Raw genomic sequence first — 16,931 nt, 5'->3', positions numbered from 1 at the left:
TCTAGTTTATCATTTTAATGTTATTGATGTTTAGCATTTCTTTTATTTATGGCAAAAAAACTTTCAAAAATAGCACAATTGAGTAACAACAAGGGCGAAGTGAGAATTATCGGTGGATTATGGCGAGGGCGTAAATTGCCAGTATTGTTGTCCCAAGGGTTGCGTCCTACTTCAGATCGAGTGCGTGAAACACTGTTTAATTGGCTAATGCACGATATTGTTGGAGCGGATTGTTTAGATTGTTTTTCGGGTAGCGGTGCTTTGGGGCTTGAGGCGTTATCTCGTCAGGCAAACTCGGTAGTAATGTTGGAAAAATCGCCACAAGTGGCAAAACAGTTAAAGCAAAATTTACAACAGCTTAAAACAGAGCAGGGCGAAGTGATTTGTGCGGATACCTTGTCGTTTTTAGCAACGGCTGAAGCGAAAGGTTTTAATATTGTTTTTATTGATCCGCCGTTTCATCAGAATCTGCTTTCAGAAACACTGTTATTATTAAATAATCACGGTTGGCTGGCGGAGGAAGCGTTGATTTACATTGAAACGGAAAAAAACTTAACACCGACCGTGCCGGAAAACTGGCAGTTGTTAAAAGAGAAATTTACACAGCAAGTTGCATATCGTTTATATCAGAAACAGGGGTGAATTATGAAAGCATTGGTATTACGTCAATCGGAAAATCAACCTTTTCAGGCAAAAATTGAAAATATCGATTCGCAATTTTTCTCTGAAGCACAACGACAAGGCATTAAAGTTAAAGTGCATTATTCAGCGTTGAATTATAAAGATGCGTTGGCATTATGCGGAACCGGTCGGATTATTAAACAGTACCCCTTCATTCCCGGCATTGATTTGGTCGGCAGTGTTGCCGAAAGCAATGATCCGGCGTTTAAGGTGGGGGATTTAGTGTTGGCTACCGGCTTTGGCTATGGGGAATTGCAGTTCGGTGCGATGGCGGAATATACCTATGTACAACCGCAACATTTGTTGAAACTGCCGATAACGCTGACAGAATATAAAGCGATAGCATTAGGTACGGCAGGTTTTACTGCAATGTTGTGCGTGAATGCGTTACAACAGGCTGAAATTACGCCTGATAAAGGGCAAATTATTGTGACCGGTGCAAGCGGCGGTGTCGGCTCAATTGCGGTCTATTTATTGCATAAATTAGGCTATTCAGTGGTTGCCGTTTCAGGAAATACGGATCGTTATCAACAACTTTTGGATTTCGGTGCAGAGAAAATTTATGATCGATCCCATTTTGCACAACCAAGCCGTCCATTAGAAAAACAACAATTTGCCGGCGTGATTGATACTGTCGGTGGCGATATTTTGGCAAATTTGTTAAGTCGTGTGCAGTATCACGGTTGTGTTGCTTGCTGCGGTTTAGCACAAAGTTATCAACTGCAAACCACAGTAATGCCGTTTATATTGCGTAATGTGCGATTGCAAGGCGTGGAGTCAGTTTATTTTCCGCTCGAAAAACGCACAGCCGTTTGGCAGCAACTGGCACAACTGATCGGTGATGATTATTTACAAGCGTTCACGCGTGAAATCCCATTAGCAGAAGCTGCCGAATATGCTAAAAAGATGCTCGATCACCAGTTATACGGCAGAACAATTGTGAGGGTGGGTTAGGTACTGTCTCGGATGATGAGCCGGCTGCGAACAAGGATACTATCCGGTTTATAGGCTATTTGTTGATTGAATAAGCGTCTTACAGTTCGCCCGGCTAGAATTCCCATTTCTTTATAAGGAATGGCTACAGTTGTTAATTTGGGATAACACACTTCGCTAACTTCTAAACCGCCTATGCTGCTTATTGTTGTTTCATAAGGAATATTAATATGACGACGATGAGCTTCAAATAGTGCGCCACAAGCCATTTCATCAGATAGGCAGATAAAAGCGTCAATTCGTCCCCAAAGTAAAAACGCCTCGTTGAACAGTTGTGCTCCAGTTTTGAAAGAGGCGTGATTAGCACCGTGTAGGACAAGGTGAGGGTTAATGGCGTATTGCAAACAAGCGCTATGCCAACTTTTCATATATTGTTGGAAAATAGAAAGTTGTTGATTGGCGCAAAGTAAACCTATTTCTTGTTTTCCTTTTTGTAATAAATGCGAAACCAACAGATGAATGACTTGTGATATATCAACGCCTATGTTGATACCTAAACCGTCAGTTTTATGTGCACCAATGGATATGAGTGGTAAATTAAGATTTTTTAGTCGTTGTGATTGATTGGCATCATATTCCATATTTAATAAAACAATAATTTCAGGGGAATATTGAATTGCTTCGTTGATCCAATCTTTGTCTTTTTCAGTAAGAAGAAACAGAAGTTGTACATTAGCGGTTTGTAATTCCCTCTGTAGCCCTTCTAGAATAAGTGTATTCTCAGTGGCAATTAATGATGTTGTAACAATTACGATATTATTGGAGTTGACACTTGCCAAATTTCTTGCTGCTACATTCGGAATGTAACCCATTTCCTGAATAGTCTGTTGAATTTTATCTCTTAACTCTTCAGAAACTAAATCTGGTTTATGAATTGCTCGGGAAACCGTCATTGCACCAACTCCCACTTTTTTGGCGATATCAGCTAAAGTTACTTTCCCTGTACTACGGCGAGGTTTATTACTTTTTTGTTCAGTCATAATGAGTGAAATAGAGTCAAAATAATAGGGTTAAGTATACCATTCTCTTCCTTCGAAAAAATAAAATGTTAGCGCTATCACAAAATTGAAATTTGGTGATTGATAGAAAATTAAAGCTCCTCTAGACTGCAATTATGAACAAGATTTAAGGAGGCACTATGTTAGAACAATTTTTACCAAAAAAGCATTTGCAACGCATAGAAAAGGTGACTTCGTGGCAAGAAGCAGTGAAATTGTGTGCTACACCATTGCTTAGCGAGAAGATTATTGAGCCACGTTATCTCGATAATATTTTCCGTTTATATGAGGAACTCGGTGCTTATTTTGTGATTGCTCCGCAGATTGCCATGCCTCACGCCAGACCAGAAGATGGGGCAATAGAAACAGGATTATCGTTATTAGTCGTTTCTTCCGGCGTGAATTTCGGTTCGGATGAAAATGATCCAGTACATTTAATTGTGATGTTGGCAGCAAAAGATAATACAGCTCATCTTTCTGTACTTTCAGAATTAGCAGAATTATTAGGCGACGATGATAAGGTAAAACAAATTATCAATGCCAAAACAATAGATGAAATTTTTTCTCTTATTCAATAGTAACAGTTCGGAGGTTTATGATGAAAATTATGGCAGTTTGTGGTTCTGGATTAGGCAGCAGCTTTATGATGGAAATGAACATCAAGAAAGTGTTGAAAAAAATGGGAATTGAGGCGGAAGTTGAACATACCGATCTCGCTTCTGTCAGTCCGAATGATGCAGATGTTTTTGTAATGGCAAAAGACATTGCAGCAAGCAGCGGTATTGCAGAAGATAAATTAATTGTCGTGACCAATATTGTAAGTTTGGCGGAGTATGAAGAAAAACTTACATCTTATTTCCAAAAAAATTAATGTTAGAAGGAGATTATTATGAACGCTTTCCTTTTCTTTATTTTAGATATTTTAAAAGTACCGGCAGTGTTAGTTGGACTTATTGCATTGGTCGGTTTGGTTGCGCAAAAGAAAGCATTACCGGACATTATTAAAGGCACGATTAAAACTATTTTAGGTTTTATTGTGCTAGGTGGTGGTGCCGGTGTTTTATTAGGATCATTAACTCCGCTTGGCGATATGTTCCAACACGCTTTTAATGTGCAAGGTATTATTCCAAATAATGAAGCAATTGTTTCATTAGCATTACAAAAATATGGTACAGCAACAGCATTAATTATGGCATTTGGTATGGTTGCCAATATTATTATTGCGCGTTTTACTCGTCTGAAATTTATCTTTTTAACGGGTCACCATACTTTCTATATGGCTTGTATGATTGGAATTATCTTAACTGTTGCTGGGTTTGAGGGCGTTCAACTTATCTTTGTGGGAGCATTGTCTCTAGGGTTGGTAATGGCATTTTTCCCTTATATTGCACACCGTTATATGAAGCATATTACCGGTAGTGATGACGTGGGGTTTGGTCATTTCGGTACAGTGGGATATGTTTTGGCAGGTGCTATTGGTGAATGGACAGGCAAAGGCTCAAAGTCTACTGAAGAGATGAATTTACCGAAAAATTTAAGTTTCTTACGTGATAGTTCCATCTCCATTTCTCTTACAATGATGGTAATTTATTTAATATTAGCTATCGCGAGTGGACCGGATTTCATTGAATCAAAATTCAGTGCCGGTCAGAATTATTTAGTTTATGCCATTATTCAAGCAGTTACTTTTGCTGCAGGGGTATTTATCATTTTACAGGGTGTGCGCTTAATTCTTGCAGAAATTGTACCCGCATTTACTGGTTTCTCTGAAAAATTAGTGCCGAATGCAAAACCGGCTTTAGATTGTCCGATTGTTTTCCCTTATGCACCAAATGCGGTATTGATTGGCTTTTTATCTAGTTTCGTTGGTGGTTTAGTTGGGTTGTTTATTTTAGGTCAACTCAGTTGGGTTCTTATTCTTCCTGGTGTGGTTCCTCACTTTTTCTGTGGTGCGACAGCTGGTGTCTTTGGTAATGCAATGGGGGGACGCAGAGGTGCTATTTTGGGAGCGTTCGCACACGGTATATTAATTACATTCCTTCCTGTATTCCTATTGCCTGTATTAGGAAACTTGGGATTTTCAAATACTACTTTCTCAGATGCAGATTTTGGGGTAGTGGGCATTATCTTAGGAAATATGGCGAATTATTGGGATAAAAATATTATTACTGTTGTGATTGTCAGTTTATTTATAGCGTTAGTGGCTTACAACTATCTTAAAAAAGAAAAAGCAAATAATTAAGGGGTAGATGATGGAAACTAATCTGATCCAATTTGCTAATCAAATTAGAATTGAAACATTAAAAATGTTGATGAATTTAGGATTTGGTCATTTCGGCGGTAGTTTGTCTGTGGTAGAGGCTCTTGCTGCATTATATGGAAAGGTGATGAAAATTGATCCGAAAAATCCAAATTGGAATGAGCGAGATTATTTTGTGTTATCAAAAGGACACGCAGGCCCTGCTTTATATAGTACATTAGCATTAAAGGGATATTTCCCATTAGAGCAATTAAAAACACTCAATCGAAATGGCACATTGTTACCTAGTCATCCGGATCGTTTGAAAACACTTGGTGTTGATGTGACAACCGGTTCTTTGGGACAAGGTTTATCAATTGCTAGCGGAATTGCTTTTTCTCATCAATTAAGAAATTTGCCGAACAGAACATTTTGTATAGTGGGGGACGGTGAATTAAATGAAGGGCAATGTTGGGAAGCGTTTCAATTTATTGCTCATCATCGTTTAACTAATCTCACTGTGATGGTGGATTACAACAAAATGCAGTTGGATGGAGCTTTAACAGAGATCATAGCTCCTTTTAATTTGCAGGAGAAATTTACTGCGTTTGGTTTTAATTGCCTTGCCGTTGATGGAGCTGATGTACAAATGTTGGCTCGAATTTTATCTGAACCAGCACAAGACAAACCGAAAGTTATCATTTTAAACACGAAGAAAGGGCAAGGCGTGCCTTATTTGGAAGGTTTGCAAAATAGTCATCATTTAAGACTAAATGATGAAATGAAGGCGCAGATTGAAAAGGCCATTGCAGAGTTGGAGGTTAAGAATGCGTAATTTAGAAAAAGATACTCTGGAAATGAGAGCAGTTTATGCCTCTACTATGGCTGAATTGATCCAAGAAAATCCTTTAATCATTGATTTAGAAGCAGATTTAATGAGCTCTATGTCGATGGATAAAGTACAGAAGCTGTATCCGAAAAATGTGATTAATTGTGGCATTATGGAAGCGCATAGTATCGGTTTAGCAGCAGGAATGTCGATAGCCGGACATATTCCGTTTTTTCATACATTCACAGCTTTTGCTAGCCGCAGATGTTTCGATCAACTATTTATGTCGGTAGATTATCAGCAAAATAATGTGAAAGTGATTGCTTCTGATGCCGGTATTACTTCTGCACATAATGGTGGAACACATATGTCGTTTGAAGATATGGGAATTGTTAGAGGTTTGGCTTATGCAACAGTAATGGAAATGACTGATGCGACAATGATGAAAAATATTGTGCGTCAATTAGCATTATTGAAAGGTTTTTATTGGGTGAGAACAATGCGTAAGCAGGCGACAAAAATTTATTCTGACAATGAAGAATTTGTTATCGGTAAAGCAAAAGTTTTGCAACAAGGAAAGGATGTGACATTAATTGCTAATGGCATTATGGTTGCAGAAGCGTTAAGAGCGGCGGATATTTTAGCTGAACAGCATCAAATTTCCGCAGCCGTAATTGATATGTTCACCTTAAAACCGATAGATACAGAAACGATAGTGAAATTTGCCCAACAAACAGGAAAAGTGGTGACCTGTGAAAATCATAGTATTGAAAACGGTTTAGGCTCGGCAGTTGCCGAAGTACTAGTTGAACATTGTCCTGTGCCAATGAGGAGAGTAGGGATAAAACATCGTTATGGGCAAGTGGGAACGGTCGATTTTTTGCAAAAAGAGTACCAACTCACTGCGGAGGATATTGTTAAACAAGCATTATCAATGTTTTAATTAAAAAGAAAGCGTTTATAAGTGGCTTAACTGTTTGTTCTGTAAGAAAAATTAAGCCACTTTACTATTCCTAAATTAAATCCTCTTCAGTTAACACACCTAAAGCCAATAAACCTTTGAGAACGCCATCGTGTTCAATATCTTCGGTGACATAATCGGCAATTTTTTTCAGTTCGGGGTGGGCATTGCCCATCGCGACACCTGTGCCAACGTGGGTTATCATTTCAATGTCATTTAAGCCATCACCGAACGCCATAACATTATCAATCGTAAGGCCGAAATGGTTGACGACGGCATCGATACCGCTCGCTTTGGAACCGCTTGCAACAAGGCAATCTACAGAATAATCGTGCCAGCGGACAGTTTTAAATTGCTCACCCAAAATGCCGGAATTGGCGATAAATTGGTCTTGTGATTCAGGATAGAACAGCAAAAGTTGATAAATATCGTGCGTTTTATAATAGTCTTGGTCGATAAAATATCGGGTGGTGATCGGATCAAGTGCCTTTTTTAATTGCGGCGTGATATTGGAAACTGCAATGGCTTCATTGCCGACAAAAGCATAATCTATTTGGTGTATTTGTAAAAAATGGATGATTCGTTCAATCTCTGTTGTCGCAATAGGATGTTTGCTAATAACTTGATTTTTATAACTATTATATTGGCCGTTAATGGTTACAAATAATTCGATACCTTCTTGCTTAATTAATTGATCAATTTTTTCCGGAAATGCACATCTTGCTCGTCCGGTGGCGATAGCCGGGATAATGCCTTTATGTTTTAAACTGCGGATAACGCTTGGTACGCTGGTAGGCAGAATAGCTTTATTTTTTACGTAAAGTGTTTCGTCAATATCGAAAAAGATAATTTTAATGTCTGGTTTTGTCATAACTTGCCTTGGAATAATGAAAAGAGTGTTAATTTTAGCAGTTTTTCTTTATTTCTCGATCCTCTTCACAAAAATTATCACTATCTCATTAATAGTTAAGGATTTTGATTAAGATAATGGAATGAAGCGGAATAATATTTTTGATTTTTGTTGCATTCAGTGTGGAAGACGCTTGCAGATTGCGGCGCACGGACTTTGTTCGTTTTGCTATAAACAGATTAAGGCATTTCACTATTGTGGTTGTTGCGGTACAAAATTGCCGGAGGATCGACAACGTTGCGGTATTTGTTTGTTAACTCCGCCGTTATGGCAAAAAATAGTCTTTGTTTCCGCATTTGAAGATCCGTTGCAATCGCTTATTTATCGTTTCAAATTTCAGCAAGATTATTGGTTGGATCGCAGTTTAGCCAGATTATTGTTATTGGCGGTGAAAGAAGCAAGGAGGACACATCAGTTAAATCTGCCGGAATTGTTAATTCCGGTGCCGTTGCATCATCGGCGGCAATGGCAACGTGGTTATAATCAATCTTCGTTGTTGGCTCGATATTTAAGTCGGTGGTTGAATATTCCCTGTTTAGAGAATGTTGTTATTCGTCAACGTGCCACCTCGACACAGCGAGGCAAAAATAGCCGGCAAAGAGAGCAAAATATGCAGCAGGCATTTGCCTTAAAACAGCGTCTTCCGGCGCAAATAAAGCGAATTGCGTTAGTTGATGATGTTATCACTACCGGAGCGACAATGGAGGCAATTTGTCGTTGCCTGATGCAACAGGAGTTGGCAGAAATTCAGGTATGGGCATTGTGTAGAACGCAAAAATGATTTTTCCTTTTGGTTTAATTGAGTGAGGGAGTAGAAAAAATTTTAGATTAGGCGTATTATTCCCGACCATATCAGTCAAGTATTAACAAAAAGGATAGATAAATTATGCAGCAAATTGTGATTTCCAGTGCGGCACAGGCACATTTCCGTAAACTGCTTGATCAACAGGAAGAGGGAACAAATATCCGTATTTTTGTCGTTAATCCGGGTACACCGAATGCGGAATGCGGGGTGTCTTATTGTCCGAAATCAGCAGTTGAAGCAACAGACCATGAAATGAAATATGAAACATTTTCAGCGTTTGTTGATGAGTTAAGTTTGCCGTTTTTGGAGGATGCGGAAATTGATTTTGTGACTGATGAAATGGGGTCACAATTAACTTTAAAAGCACCGAATGCCAAAATGCGTAAAGTAGCGGATGATGCACCATTAATTGAACGTGTTGAATATGTTATTCAAACACAGATTAATCCGCAGTTGGCAAACCACGGCGGACGCATAACTTTGATTGAAATTACGGATAAAGGGGAAGCAATCCTTCAGTTCGGCGGCGGTTGTAATGGCTGTTCAATGGTTGATGTCACCTTGAAAGACGGTGTAGAAAAACAGCTATTGGCACAGTTTGAAGGTGAGTTAACCGGCGTGAAAGATGTTACTGAACATCAACGCGGCGAACACTCTTATTATTAATAAAATATTCAATGGCAGGATCATTTCCTGCCATATTGATATTGTCGACAAATCCCTTTCTTGTAGCAGTTTTTGCTAGTTTCTTGTAAAATCTTGCGGTTTATTTGATTAACCAACCATTTTATTAAAATTATCCATTTATGAAGAATATCCGTAATTTCTCAATTATTGCTCACATCGATCACGGTAAGTCCACACTTTCGGATCGTCTTATTCAAATTTGTGGCGGTTTAAGTGACCGTGAAATGGAAGCGCAAGTATTGGATTCGATGGACTTGGAGCGTGAACGTGGGATTACTATTAAAGCGCAAAGCGTAACCTTAAACTACACGGCGAAAAATGGTGAAACTTATCAGTTAAATTTTATTGATACGCCGGGGCACGTCGATTTTTCTTATGAGGTTTCTCGTTCATTGGCGGCTTGTGAGGGGGCATTATTGGTGGTTGATGCCGGGCAAGGTGTGGAAGCACAGACGTTAGCGAACTGTTACACTGCAATTGAGATGGATCTTGAGGTTGTGCCGATCTTGAATAAGATTGATTTGCCAGCAGCCGATCCGGAAAGAGTGGCGGAAGAGATTGAGGATATTGTCGGGATTGATGCGATTGATGCGGTTCGTTGTTCGGCGAAAACCGGCGTTGGGGTTGAGGATGTGTTGGAAGAGATTGTTAAACGTATTCCGGCACCACAAGGTGATCCTGAAGCGCCGCTACAAGCGTTAATCATTGATTCGTGGTTTGATAATTATTTAGGGGTTGTTTCCCTCGTTCGTATTAAAAATGGCACCTTAAAGAAAGGTGATAAGATTAAAGTAATGAGCACCGGGCAAAGTTATGGTGTTGATAGACTTGGTATTTTTACGCCTAAACAGGTTGATACGAATGAATTATCATGTGGAGAAGTCGGTTGGGTTGTTTGCGGTATTAAAGATATTCTTGGCGCACCGGTAGGGGATACGCTGACATTACAACATAATCCGGCTGCAAAACCGTTGCCGGGTTTTAAGAAAGTAAAACCGCAAGTATATGCCGGTTTATTCCCGGTGAGTTCCGATGACTATGAAGCATTCCGAGATGCATTAGGAAAATTAAGCTTAAATGATGCATCACTGTTTTATGAACCGGAAAATTCAAGTGCGCTTGGTTTTGGTTTCCGTTGCGGTTTCTTGGGTTTGCTTCATATGGAAATTATCCAAGAACGTTTGGAACGTGAATATGATCTGGATTTAATTACCACTGCGCCGACAGTAATTTATGAAGTGGCAATGACTAATGGCGAGGTCATTTATGTCGATAGTCCGGCAAAATTGCCGCCGATAAATAATATTGCTGAAATCAGAGAGCCGATTGCTGAGTGTAATATGTTATTGCCGCAGGAGTATCTTGGTAACGTGATTACGTTGTGTGTTGAGAAACGTGGCGTGCAGACGCATATGGTGTATCACGGCAATCAGGTGGCATTGACGTATGAAATGCCAATGGGCGAAGTGGTGTTGGATTTCTTCGATCGTTTGAAATCAACTTCACGCGGTTATGCTTCATTGGATTATTCATTTAAACGTTTCCAAGCGGCGGATATGGTGCGGGTGGATATTATGATTAATGGCGAACGTGTAGACGCTTTAGCCTTGATTGTTCATAAAGATAATGCGCCTTATCGTGGTCGAGAGTTGGTGGAAAAAATGAAAGAGCTTATTCCTCGCCAACAATTTGATATTGCAATTCAGGCAGCCATTGGCAACCATATTATTGCACGCTCAACGGTTAAACAGTTACGGAAAAACGTGTTGGCAAAATGTTATGGTGGGGATGTCAGCCGTAAGAAGAAACTGTTACAGAAACAAAAAGAGGGTAAAAAACGGATGAAATCACTTGGTAATGTTGAAGTCCCTCAAGAGGCGTTTTTGGCGATTCTACACGTTGGAAAAGATAAATAAGGAGCAAGTATGTCAAACTTTTTCTTGCCTATTTTGTTAGTCGTTGGATTTATCCTGTGGAAAGTATTGGATTATTTTCAACTGCCGAACACATTTACCATTTTGTTGATTGTGTTCTCGGTGTTATCAGGTATTTTCTGGTGTCATCAACGTTTTGTGTTGAAGCCGAAACGTCAACGTCAAATTGCCAGAGCGGAACAGCGTAGCGGTAAACAGCTAACTGATGAAGAAAAAGCGAGAATTGAGCCAATTTCAGAAGGTGCGGAATTTATTGCTTCATTATTTCCGGTGTTGGCAGTAGTATTAATTGTGCGTTCTTTTTTATATGAACCGTTCCAAATTCCTTCGGGCTCAATGGAGCCGACTTTAAGAGTCGGGGATTTTTTATTGGTCAATAAATATGAGTACGGCATTAAAGATCCGGTTTTTCAAGAGAAATGGGTTGCGCTAGGTGAGCCGAAACGTGGAGACGTTATTGTTTTTAAAGCACCAATGCAGCCGAATGTGGATTATATTAAACGTGTTATCGGATTACCGGGCGATCATATTAAATACGATCAGCAGAATGGTGTTTTAACGGTAACACCGGCTTGTGGGCAGGATCTTTGCGAAAGCCAAACTTATCAGTATGAAGGGGTTGAGCCTAATCCGGAATTCGTATATCACGGTAATGCTCAAATTGAACGAACTGAAATAGGTGCAGTAACGCATCAAATTTTACTGAATCCGGATCGTTTTAATTATGATCCTTACTATTTCAAACAGGATGGAAATGCTGTCGGTGAATGGACGGTGCCGGAAGGTGAGTATTTTGTGATGGGTGATAACCGCGATAACAGTAATGACAGTCGTTTTTGGGGATTTGTGCCGGAAAGGAATATTGTTGGTAAAGCGACGGTGATTTGGTTAAGTTTAGATAAAAAAGAAGGTGAGTGGCCGAGTGGTATTCGGACTGATCGTTTCTTTAAACAAATTAAATAGTTATGAATAATCAACATCTAGATAGATTACAAAATAAATTGAGTTATCAATTTAAAAAAATGGCGTTATTGCAACAAGCATTAACACATCGCAGTGCGGCAAGCGAACATAATGAACGTTTAGAGTTTTTAGGCGATTCAATTTTGAATTTTACGATTGGTGAGGCGTTATATCATCAATTTCCTAAATCCGCTGAAGGAGATTTAAGCCGAATGCGTGCAACATTAGTCAGGGAGCAGACTTTAGCGCAGATCGCAATAGAATTCGATTTGGGTGAATATTTGAAATTGGGGCCGGGTGAATTAAAAAGCGGTGGTTATCGTAGAAGCTCAATTCTTTCCGATTGTGTGGAGGCGATTATTGGCGCGATTTATTTGGACAGCAATTTTGAGAAAGTGAAGGAAACCATTTTAAAATGGTATCAGCAACGCTTAGCAGATATTAAGCCGGGCGATAATCAAAAAGATCCGAAAACACGTTTACAGGAATATCTACAGGGTATTCGTCAACCTCTGCCAACTTATAAAGTGGTGGAAATTAAAGGTGAAGCGCATAATCAAACTTTTAAAGTGACCTGTAAGATTCCACAATCTGAAACTTTATTTGAAGGCGTCGGCAGTAGTCGTCGTAAAGCAGAACAAGCTGTGGCAGAGAAAATTTTGTCTGCATTGAAAATAAAATAAATGAGAGCATAATGACAGTAGATCATCAAACAGATAATCAACAAGAAACCTATTGTGGTTTTATCGCTATTGTTGGGCGGCCGAATGTCGGTAAATCAACACTATTAAATAAAATTTTAGGGCAAAAAATATCCATTACTTCAAGAAAAGCTCAAACTACACGCCATCGTATTGTTGGAATTGATACGGATGGTGCGTATCAAGCGGTATATGTTGATACTCCGGGACTTCATATTGAAGAGAAACGTGCGATTAACCGTTTGATGAATCGTGCGGCGAGTAGTGCAATTGGAGATGTAGATTTAATCATTTTTGTTGTTGATGGTACCCATTGGACTGATGATGATGAAATGGTGTTGACAAAATTACGCAGTGCGAAAGCGCCGGTAGTGTTGGCCATCAATAAAATTGATAATGTGAAAAATAAAGATGAATTGTTGCCTTTCATTCAGCAATTGACAGAAAAGTTTTCATTTAAAGAGGTTGTGCCTATTTCGGCACAGCGAGGCAATAATGTGCATCAATTAAAAGCGATTGTGCGTCAATTTTTACACAAAGGCGTTCACCATTTTCCTGAGGAGTATGTTACCGACCGTTCTCAACGTTTTATGGCATCAGAAATCATTCGTGAGAAGTTAATGCGTTTTATGGGAGAAGAGTTGCCTTATTCCGTTACAGTAGAAATTGAGCAATTTAAAATTAATGAACGTGGCACTTATGAAATTAATGGATTAATTTTAGTTGAACGTGATGGACAGAAAAAAATGGTGATTGGTCATCAGGGTCAAAAATTAAAAACGATTGGAACGGAAGCTCGACAGGATATGCAACGATTATTCGATGCGAAAGTGCATTTGGAACTTTGGGTTAAAGTGAAAAGTGGTTGGGCTGATGATGAGCGGGCGTTAAGAAGTCTAGGCTATATGGATGACTAAAAAAGAAAACCTCAAAAAGCAAGCAGATTTTTGAGGTTTTTTATTCATTAAGCACTCACTTTTTGAATTAATGCAGAAATGTCGTCAGGGAAGTTTTCGGCTTGGGCAAATTGCGCAATCTGTTGGTGATGATATTGTCTTCCATCATACACTACCACGATACTGGTATCCCCTACTTGTAAATAATGGGTTTCACCAAATTCGGTATATCTGGTTGCACCAATACTGATAATTGCTTGAGAAGGATAATTGGCTTGTTTCAACAATTCGGGAATGTCATTCATAGGGCCTTGATCAGGCTGATTATTCATTCTGTCAATTAGCCAATCTACTAATTTTTGATTGAAATAATTATAGCCGGATATAGGGCTATCTATACCGTATGCAGTCAAGATATCATTTCTTTTGTGAAAACAAGCAATACGATAATGATCTAGTTTGCCACCTTTATCTATAGAATTGACATCTAAAAAGCGACTCGAAATGCCTTTTGACGCATTTCCCCAATTCTTTTTTTCACAAATTTTCTTGGCATTAGGTTTTCGGATGGAGCAATCATTATAAGCTGCAAAAGCAAAAGGCGATAAAGCGATGACTTTTTTGTTGCTGTCATAACTAATATTAAATAGTATGGCAACTTCTGGCTCTATTTGTAAATTATCTGCACCCACAGGGACTTGAATGGTTGAGGATGAAAGCGGAAAAGTTGCTAAAAAATTATCGGCATTAGGTACATAAAAAGGAAAAATAGCTTTCGGTTGAGAAGCCTCTTTTGTTACAACCTGTTCAAAATCTTTTGCTTCACCAGCTTGTTCTAAATGCCCAGCAAAGTTACCGGCTACTCCGAAGCCGATAAATTGAGTTAAGTCCATAGTTATCTCCATAGTAGTAAAAAATACAGATTAAAAAGAAAATTGATGTAAAACAACACATTTTGCAGAAATTCTAGGCAGTTAAATAAAAAAGTGTGATATTCGTCATAAAAACAGTTGCAAGGCATAAAAAAATCCCTATAATGCCGCCTCACGCGACAAGAGAGGATAAACATTGGCTCAAAAGCGAAGATAATATCCTAGAAAGTGAAAAAAGCTTGAAAAAATCTTGTTGACAATAAAGGTCAAGAAACGTAGTATAGACGACCTTGTCGCAATAATGCGACCTGTTCTTTAAAAAACTATCAGACAATCTGTGTGGGCATTCGTAGATAACAAAAAGAGAACCTGAAAAAGATTCAGGGCGAGGCAAAAGCTAAGTCCAAAAGAAATTATCTTGAATGCTGAAGAATCAATTCAAAACGATGAAGTCAGTGATTTAAGAGCGAGATTAAATTGAAGAGTTTGATCATGGCTCAGATTGAACGCTGGCGGCAGGCTTAACACATGCAAGTCGAACGGTAACATTAAAATAGCTTGCTATTTTAGATGACGAGTGGCGGACGGGTGAGTAAGGCTTGGGGATCTGGCTTATGGAGGGGGATAACCATTGGAAACGATGGCTAATACCGCATAGTATCGAGAGATGAAAGGGGTGGTTACGGTCACCTGCCAAAGGATGAACCCAAGTGAGATTAGGTAGTTGGTGGGGTAAAGGCCTACCAAGCCTGCGATCTCTAGCTGGTCTGAGAGGATGGCCAGCCACACTGGGACTGAGACACGGCCCAGACTCCTACGGGAGGCAGCAGTGGGGAATATTGCGCAATGGGGGGAACCCTGACGCAGCCATGCCGCGTGAATGAAGAAGGCCTTCGGGTTGTAAAGTTCTTTCGGTGGTGAGGAAGGTTAATATGTTAATAGCATATTGATTTGACGTTAGCCACAGAAGAAGCACCGGCTAACTCCGTGCCAGCAGCCGCGGTAATACGGAGGGTGCGAGCGTTAATCGGAATAACTGGGCGTAAAGGGCACGCAGGCGGGACGTTAAGTGAGATGTGAAAGCCCCGGGCTTAACCTGGGAACAGCATTTCATACTGTCGTTCTAGAGTACTCTAGGGAGGGGTAGAATTCCACGTGTAGCGGTGAAATGCGTAGAGATGTGGAGGAATACCGAAGGCGAAGGCAGCCCCTTGGGGAGATACTGACGCTCATGTGCGAAAGCGTGGGGAGCAAACAGGATTAGATACCCTGGTAGTCCACGCTGTAAACGATGTCGATTTGGGGGTTGGGTGTAAACTTGGCTCTCGAAGCAAACGTGATAAATCGACCGCCTGGGGAGTACGGCCGCAAGGTTAAAACTCAAATGAATTGACGGGGGCCCGCACAAGCGGTGGAGCATGTGGTTTAATTCGATGCAACGCGAAGAACCTTACCTACTCTTGACATCCTAAGGAGGCTTTAGAGATAGAGCTGTGCTTTCGAGAACTTAGAGACAGGTGCTGCATGGCTGTCGTCAGCTCGTGTTGTGAAATGTTGGGTTAAGTCCCGCAACGAGCGCAACCCTTATTCTTTGTTACCAACGGGTAGAGCCGGGGACTCAAAGGAGACTGCCAGTGACAAGCTGGAGGAAGGTGGGGATGACGTCAAGTCATCATGGCCCTTACGAGTAGGGCTACACACGTGCTACAATGGTGCATACAGAGGGAGGCGAAGTAGCGATATGGAGCGAAACTCAGAAAGTGCATCGTAGTCCGGATTGGAGTCTGCAACTCGACTCCATGAAGTCGGAATCGCTAGTAATCGCAAATCAGAATGTTGCGGTGAATACGTTCCCGGGCCTTGTACACACCGCCCGTCACACCATGGGAGTGGGTTGTACCAGAAGTAGATAGCTTAACCTATTGGAGGGCGTTTACCACGGTATGATTCATGACTGGGGTGAAGTCGTAACAAGGTAACCGTAGGGGAACCTGCGGTTGGATCACCTCCTTAAAAGAAAGGGTTTGAAGTGTTAGCTATGCGTGTTCACACAGATTGTTTGATAGGGAAGAAGACACACCTACGATGGGTCTGTAGCTCAGGTGGTTAGAGCGCACCCCTGATAAGGGTGAGGTCGGTGGTTCAAGTCCACTCAGACCCACCATGAGCGAAGGTTTATGGGCGTAGGGAAGTACGACGAGGGGATATAGCTCAGCTGGGAGAGCGCCTGCTTTGCACGCAGGAGGTCAGCGGTTCGATCCCGCTTATCTCCACCAAGTCGGACGGATGAACGACACGTGATTTATTATCATTTTGACGGTCGGTCTATTAAAAGATGAATAGGCTATAAGACGTCAGAGAAGGATATCGGAGGAAGATATCAGAGAAAAGAGTGATAATAAATGACGTAAGTCGAATTGTTCTTTAAAAAACGAGACACAAGCTGAAAACTGAGAAAACTC

At 40.3% G+C, this 16,931-nt stretch carries 16 protein-coding genes, 2 tRNA genes and 1 rRNA gene; 16 read left to right on the top strand and 3 right to left on the bottom strand.

Features of this window, described 5'->3' with window-relative positions:
* The first annotated feature begins 48 nt into the window (after nt 1-48).
* Together rsmD and ACXPAV_RS09975 are read left to right on the top strand one after the other, a co-directional pair.
* Nucleotides 49-642: a 16S rRNA (guanine(966)-N(2))-methyltransferase RsmD gene (rsmD, locus tag ACXPAV_RS09980; protein ID WP_458003386.1), complete on the top strand. Its 594-nt coding sequence runs from the start codon at nt 49-51 to the stop codon at nt 640-642.
* Between the two features lie 3 nt (nt 643-645).
* Nucleotides 646-1,635, top strand: a complete 990-nt coding sequence (locus tag ACXPAV_RS09975) for an acrylyl-CoA reductase family protein (RefSeq protein WP_458003385.1) — start codon at nt 646-648, stop codon at nt 1,633-1,635.
* Here the strand turns inward: ACXPAV_RS09975 and ACXPAV_RS09970 are convergent.
* Complete coding sequence (locus ACXPAV_RS09970) at nt 1,632-2,654, bottom strand: LacI family DNA-binding transcriptional regulator (protein ID WP_458003384.1); 1,023 nt, start codon at nt 2,652-2,654, stop codon at nt 1,632-1,634. The two genes, ACXPAV_RS09975 and ACXPAV_RS09970, sit on opposite strands and share 4 nt — an antisense overlap.
* Before the next feature lie 158 nt (nt 2,655-2,812).
* Here ACXPAV_RS09970 and ACXPAV_RS09965 point away from each other — a divergent pair, with 158 nt between their 5' ends.
* From ACXPAV_RS09965 to ACXPAV_RS09945, 5 genes are read left to right on the top strand one after another with little or no spacing between them, the layout of a single operon-like run.
* A complete protein-coding gene (locus ACXPAV_RS09965; RefSeq protein WP_039091876.1) occupies nt 2,813-3,250 on the top strand; it encodes a PTS sugar transporter subunit IIA in 438 nt (145 codons plus the stop codon).
* A gap of 20 nt (nt 3,251-3,270) precedes the next feature.
* On the top strand, nt 3,271-3,543 hold the full coding sequence (locus ACXPAV_RS09960) for a PTS sugar transporter subunit IIB (protein ID WP_458004420.1): 273 nt from the start codon (nt 3,271-3,273) through the stop codon (nt 3,541-3,543).
* Between the two features lie 18 nt (nt 3,544-3,561).
* Nucleotides 3,562-4,914, top strand: coding sequence for a PTS ascorbate transporter subunit IIC (locus ACXPAV_RS09955; protein WP_458003383.1), 1,353 nt, complete (start codon nt 3,562-3,564; stop codon nt 4,912-4,914).
* Between the two features lie 10 nt (nt 4,915-4,924).
* Entirely contained in the window at nt 4,925-5,746 is an 822-nt protein-coding gene (locus ACXPAV_RS09950) for a transketolase (protein ID WP_081964337.1), read from the top strand.
* Entirely contained in the window at nt 5,739-6,683 is a 945-nt protein-coding gene (locus ACXPAV_RS09945; RefSeq protein WP_458003382.1) for a transketolase family protein, read from the top strand. Before ACXPAV_RS09950 ends, ACXPAV_RS09945 begins: the two co-directional genes overlap by 8 nt.
* 70 nt (nt 6,684-6,753) lie before the next feature.
* Here the strand turns inward: ACXPAV_RS09945 and ACXPAV_RS09940 are convergent, their stop codons facing one another.
* Nucleotides 6,754-7,572 (bottom strand): Cof-type HAD-IIB family hydrolase, encoded by an 819-nt coding sequence (locus tag ACXPAV_RS09940; RefSeq protein WP_285092334.1) that lies wholly within the window; start codon nt 7,570-7,572, stop codon nt 6,754-6,756.
* Between the two features lie 121 nt (nt 7,573-7,693).
* Here ACXPAV_RS09940 and ACXPAV_RS09935 point away from each other — a divergent pair, with 121 nt between their 5' ends.
* From ACXPAV_RS09935 to era, 6 genes are all read left to right on the top strand, one after another.
* The gene (locus ACXPAV_RS09935; protein ID WP_458003381.1) at nt 7,694-8,392 is read left to right on the top strand and encodes an amidophosphoribosyltransferase; all 699 of its coding nucleotides are present in this window, start codon (nt 7,694-7,696) and stop codon (nt 8,390-8,392) included.
* Between the two features lie 105 nt (nt 8,393-8,497).
* A complete protein-coding gene (nfuA, locus tag ACXPAV_RS09930) occupies nt 8,498-9,082 on the top strand; it encodes a Fe-S biogenesis protein NfuA (RefSeq protein WP_013745975.1) in 585 nt (194 codons plus the stop codon).
* Nucleotides 9,083-9,222: 140 nt separating this feature from the next.
* Nucleotides 9,223-11,019: a translation elongation factor 4 gene (gene lepA / locus ACXPAV_RS09925; protein WP_013745973.1), complete on the top strand. Its 1,797-nt coding sequence runs from the start codon at nt 9,223-9,225 to the stop codon at nt 11,017-11,019.
* Nucleotides 11,020-11,028: 9 nt separating this feature from the next.
* A complete protein-coding gene (lepB, locus tag ACXPAV_RS09920; RefSeq protein WP_013745972.1) occupies nt 11,029-12,000 on the top strand; it encodes a signal peptidase I in 972 nt (323 codons plus the stop codon).
* A 2-nt stretch (nt 12,001-12,002) separates the two neighbouring features.
* Nucleotides 12,003-12,683 carry a ribonuclease III gene (gene rnc, locus ACXPAV_RS09915; RefSeq protein WP_458003380.1) on the top strand — a complete coding sequence of 227 codons (681 nt, stop codon included), beginning with the start codon at nt 12,003-12,005 and terminating at the stop codon, nt 12,681-12,683.
* A gap of 11 nt (nt 12,684-12,694) precedes the next feature.
* Nucleotides 12,695-13,618, top strand: a complete 924-nt coding sequence (gene era, locus ACXPAV_RS09910) for a GTPase Era (protein WP_039086300.1) — start codon at nt 12,695-12,697, stop codon at nt 13,616-13,618.
* A gap of 47 nt (nt 13,619-13,665) precedes the next feature.
* Here era and ACXPAV_RS09905 read toward each other — a convergent pair whose 3' ends face one another.
* Nucleotides 13,666-14,490, bottom strand: coding sequence for a DUF5718 family protein (locus ACXPAV_RS09905; RefSeq protein ID WP_458003379.1), 825 nt, complete (start codon nt 14,488-14,490; stop codon nt 13,666-13,668).
* Nucleotides 14,491-14,943: 453 nt separating this feature from the next.
* Between ACXPAV_RS09905 and ACXPAV_RS09900 the strand changes: the two genes are divergently transcribed.
* The 3 genes from ACXPAV_RS09900 (at nt 14,944) to ACXPAV_RS09890 (ending at nt 16,745) form a co-directional block, all read left to right on the top strand.
* A 16S ribosomal RNA gene (locus tag ACXPAV_RS09900) occupies nt 14,944-16,482 on the top strand.
* A 74-nt stretch (nt 16,483-16,556) separates the two neighbouring features.
* A tRNA-Ile gene (locus tag ACXPAV_RS09895) sits at nt 16,557-16,633 on the top strand.
* A 36-nt stretch (nt 16,634-16,669) separates the two neighbouring features.
* Nucleotides 16,670-16,745: transfer RNA gene (locus ACXPAV_RS09890), tRNA-Ala, on the top strand.
* Nucleotides 16,746-16,931 lie beyond the last annotated feature (186 nt).

This window comes from Gallibacterium sp. ZY190522 (genome assembly GCF_054166015.1).
The sequence above is the reverse complement of the archived record's forward strand: the minus strand, read 5'-3'. Positions and strand labels throughout refer to the sequence as shown.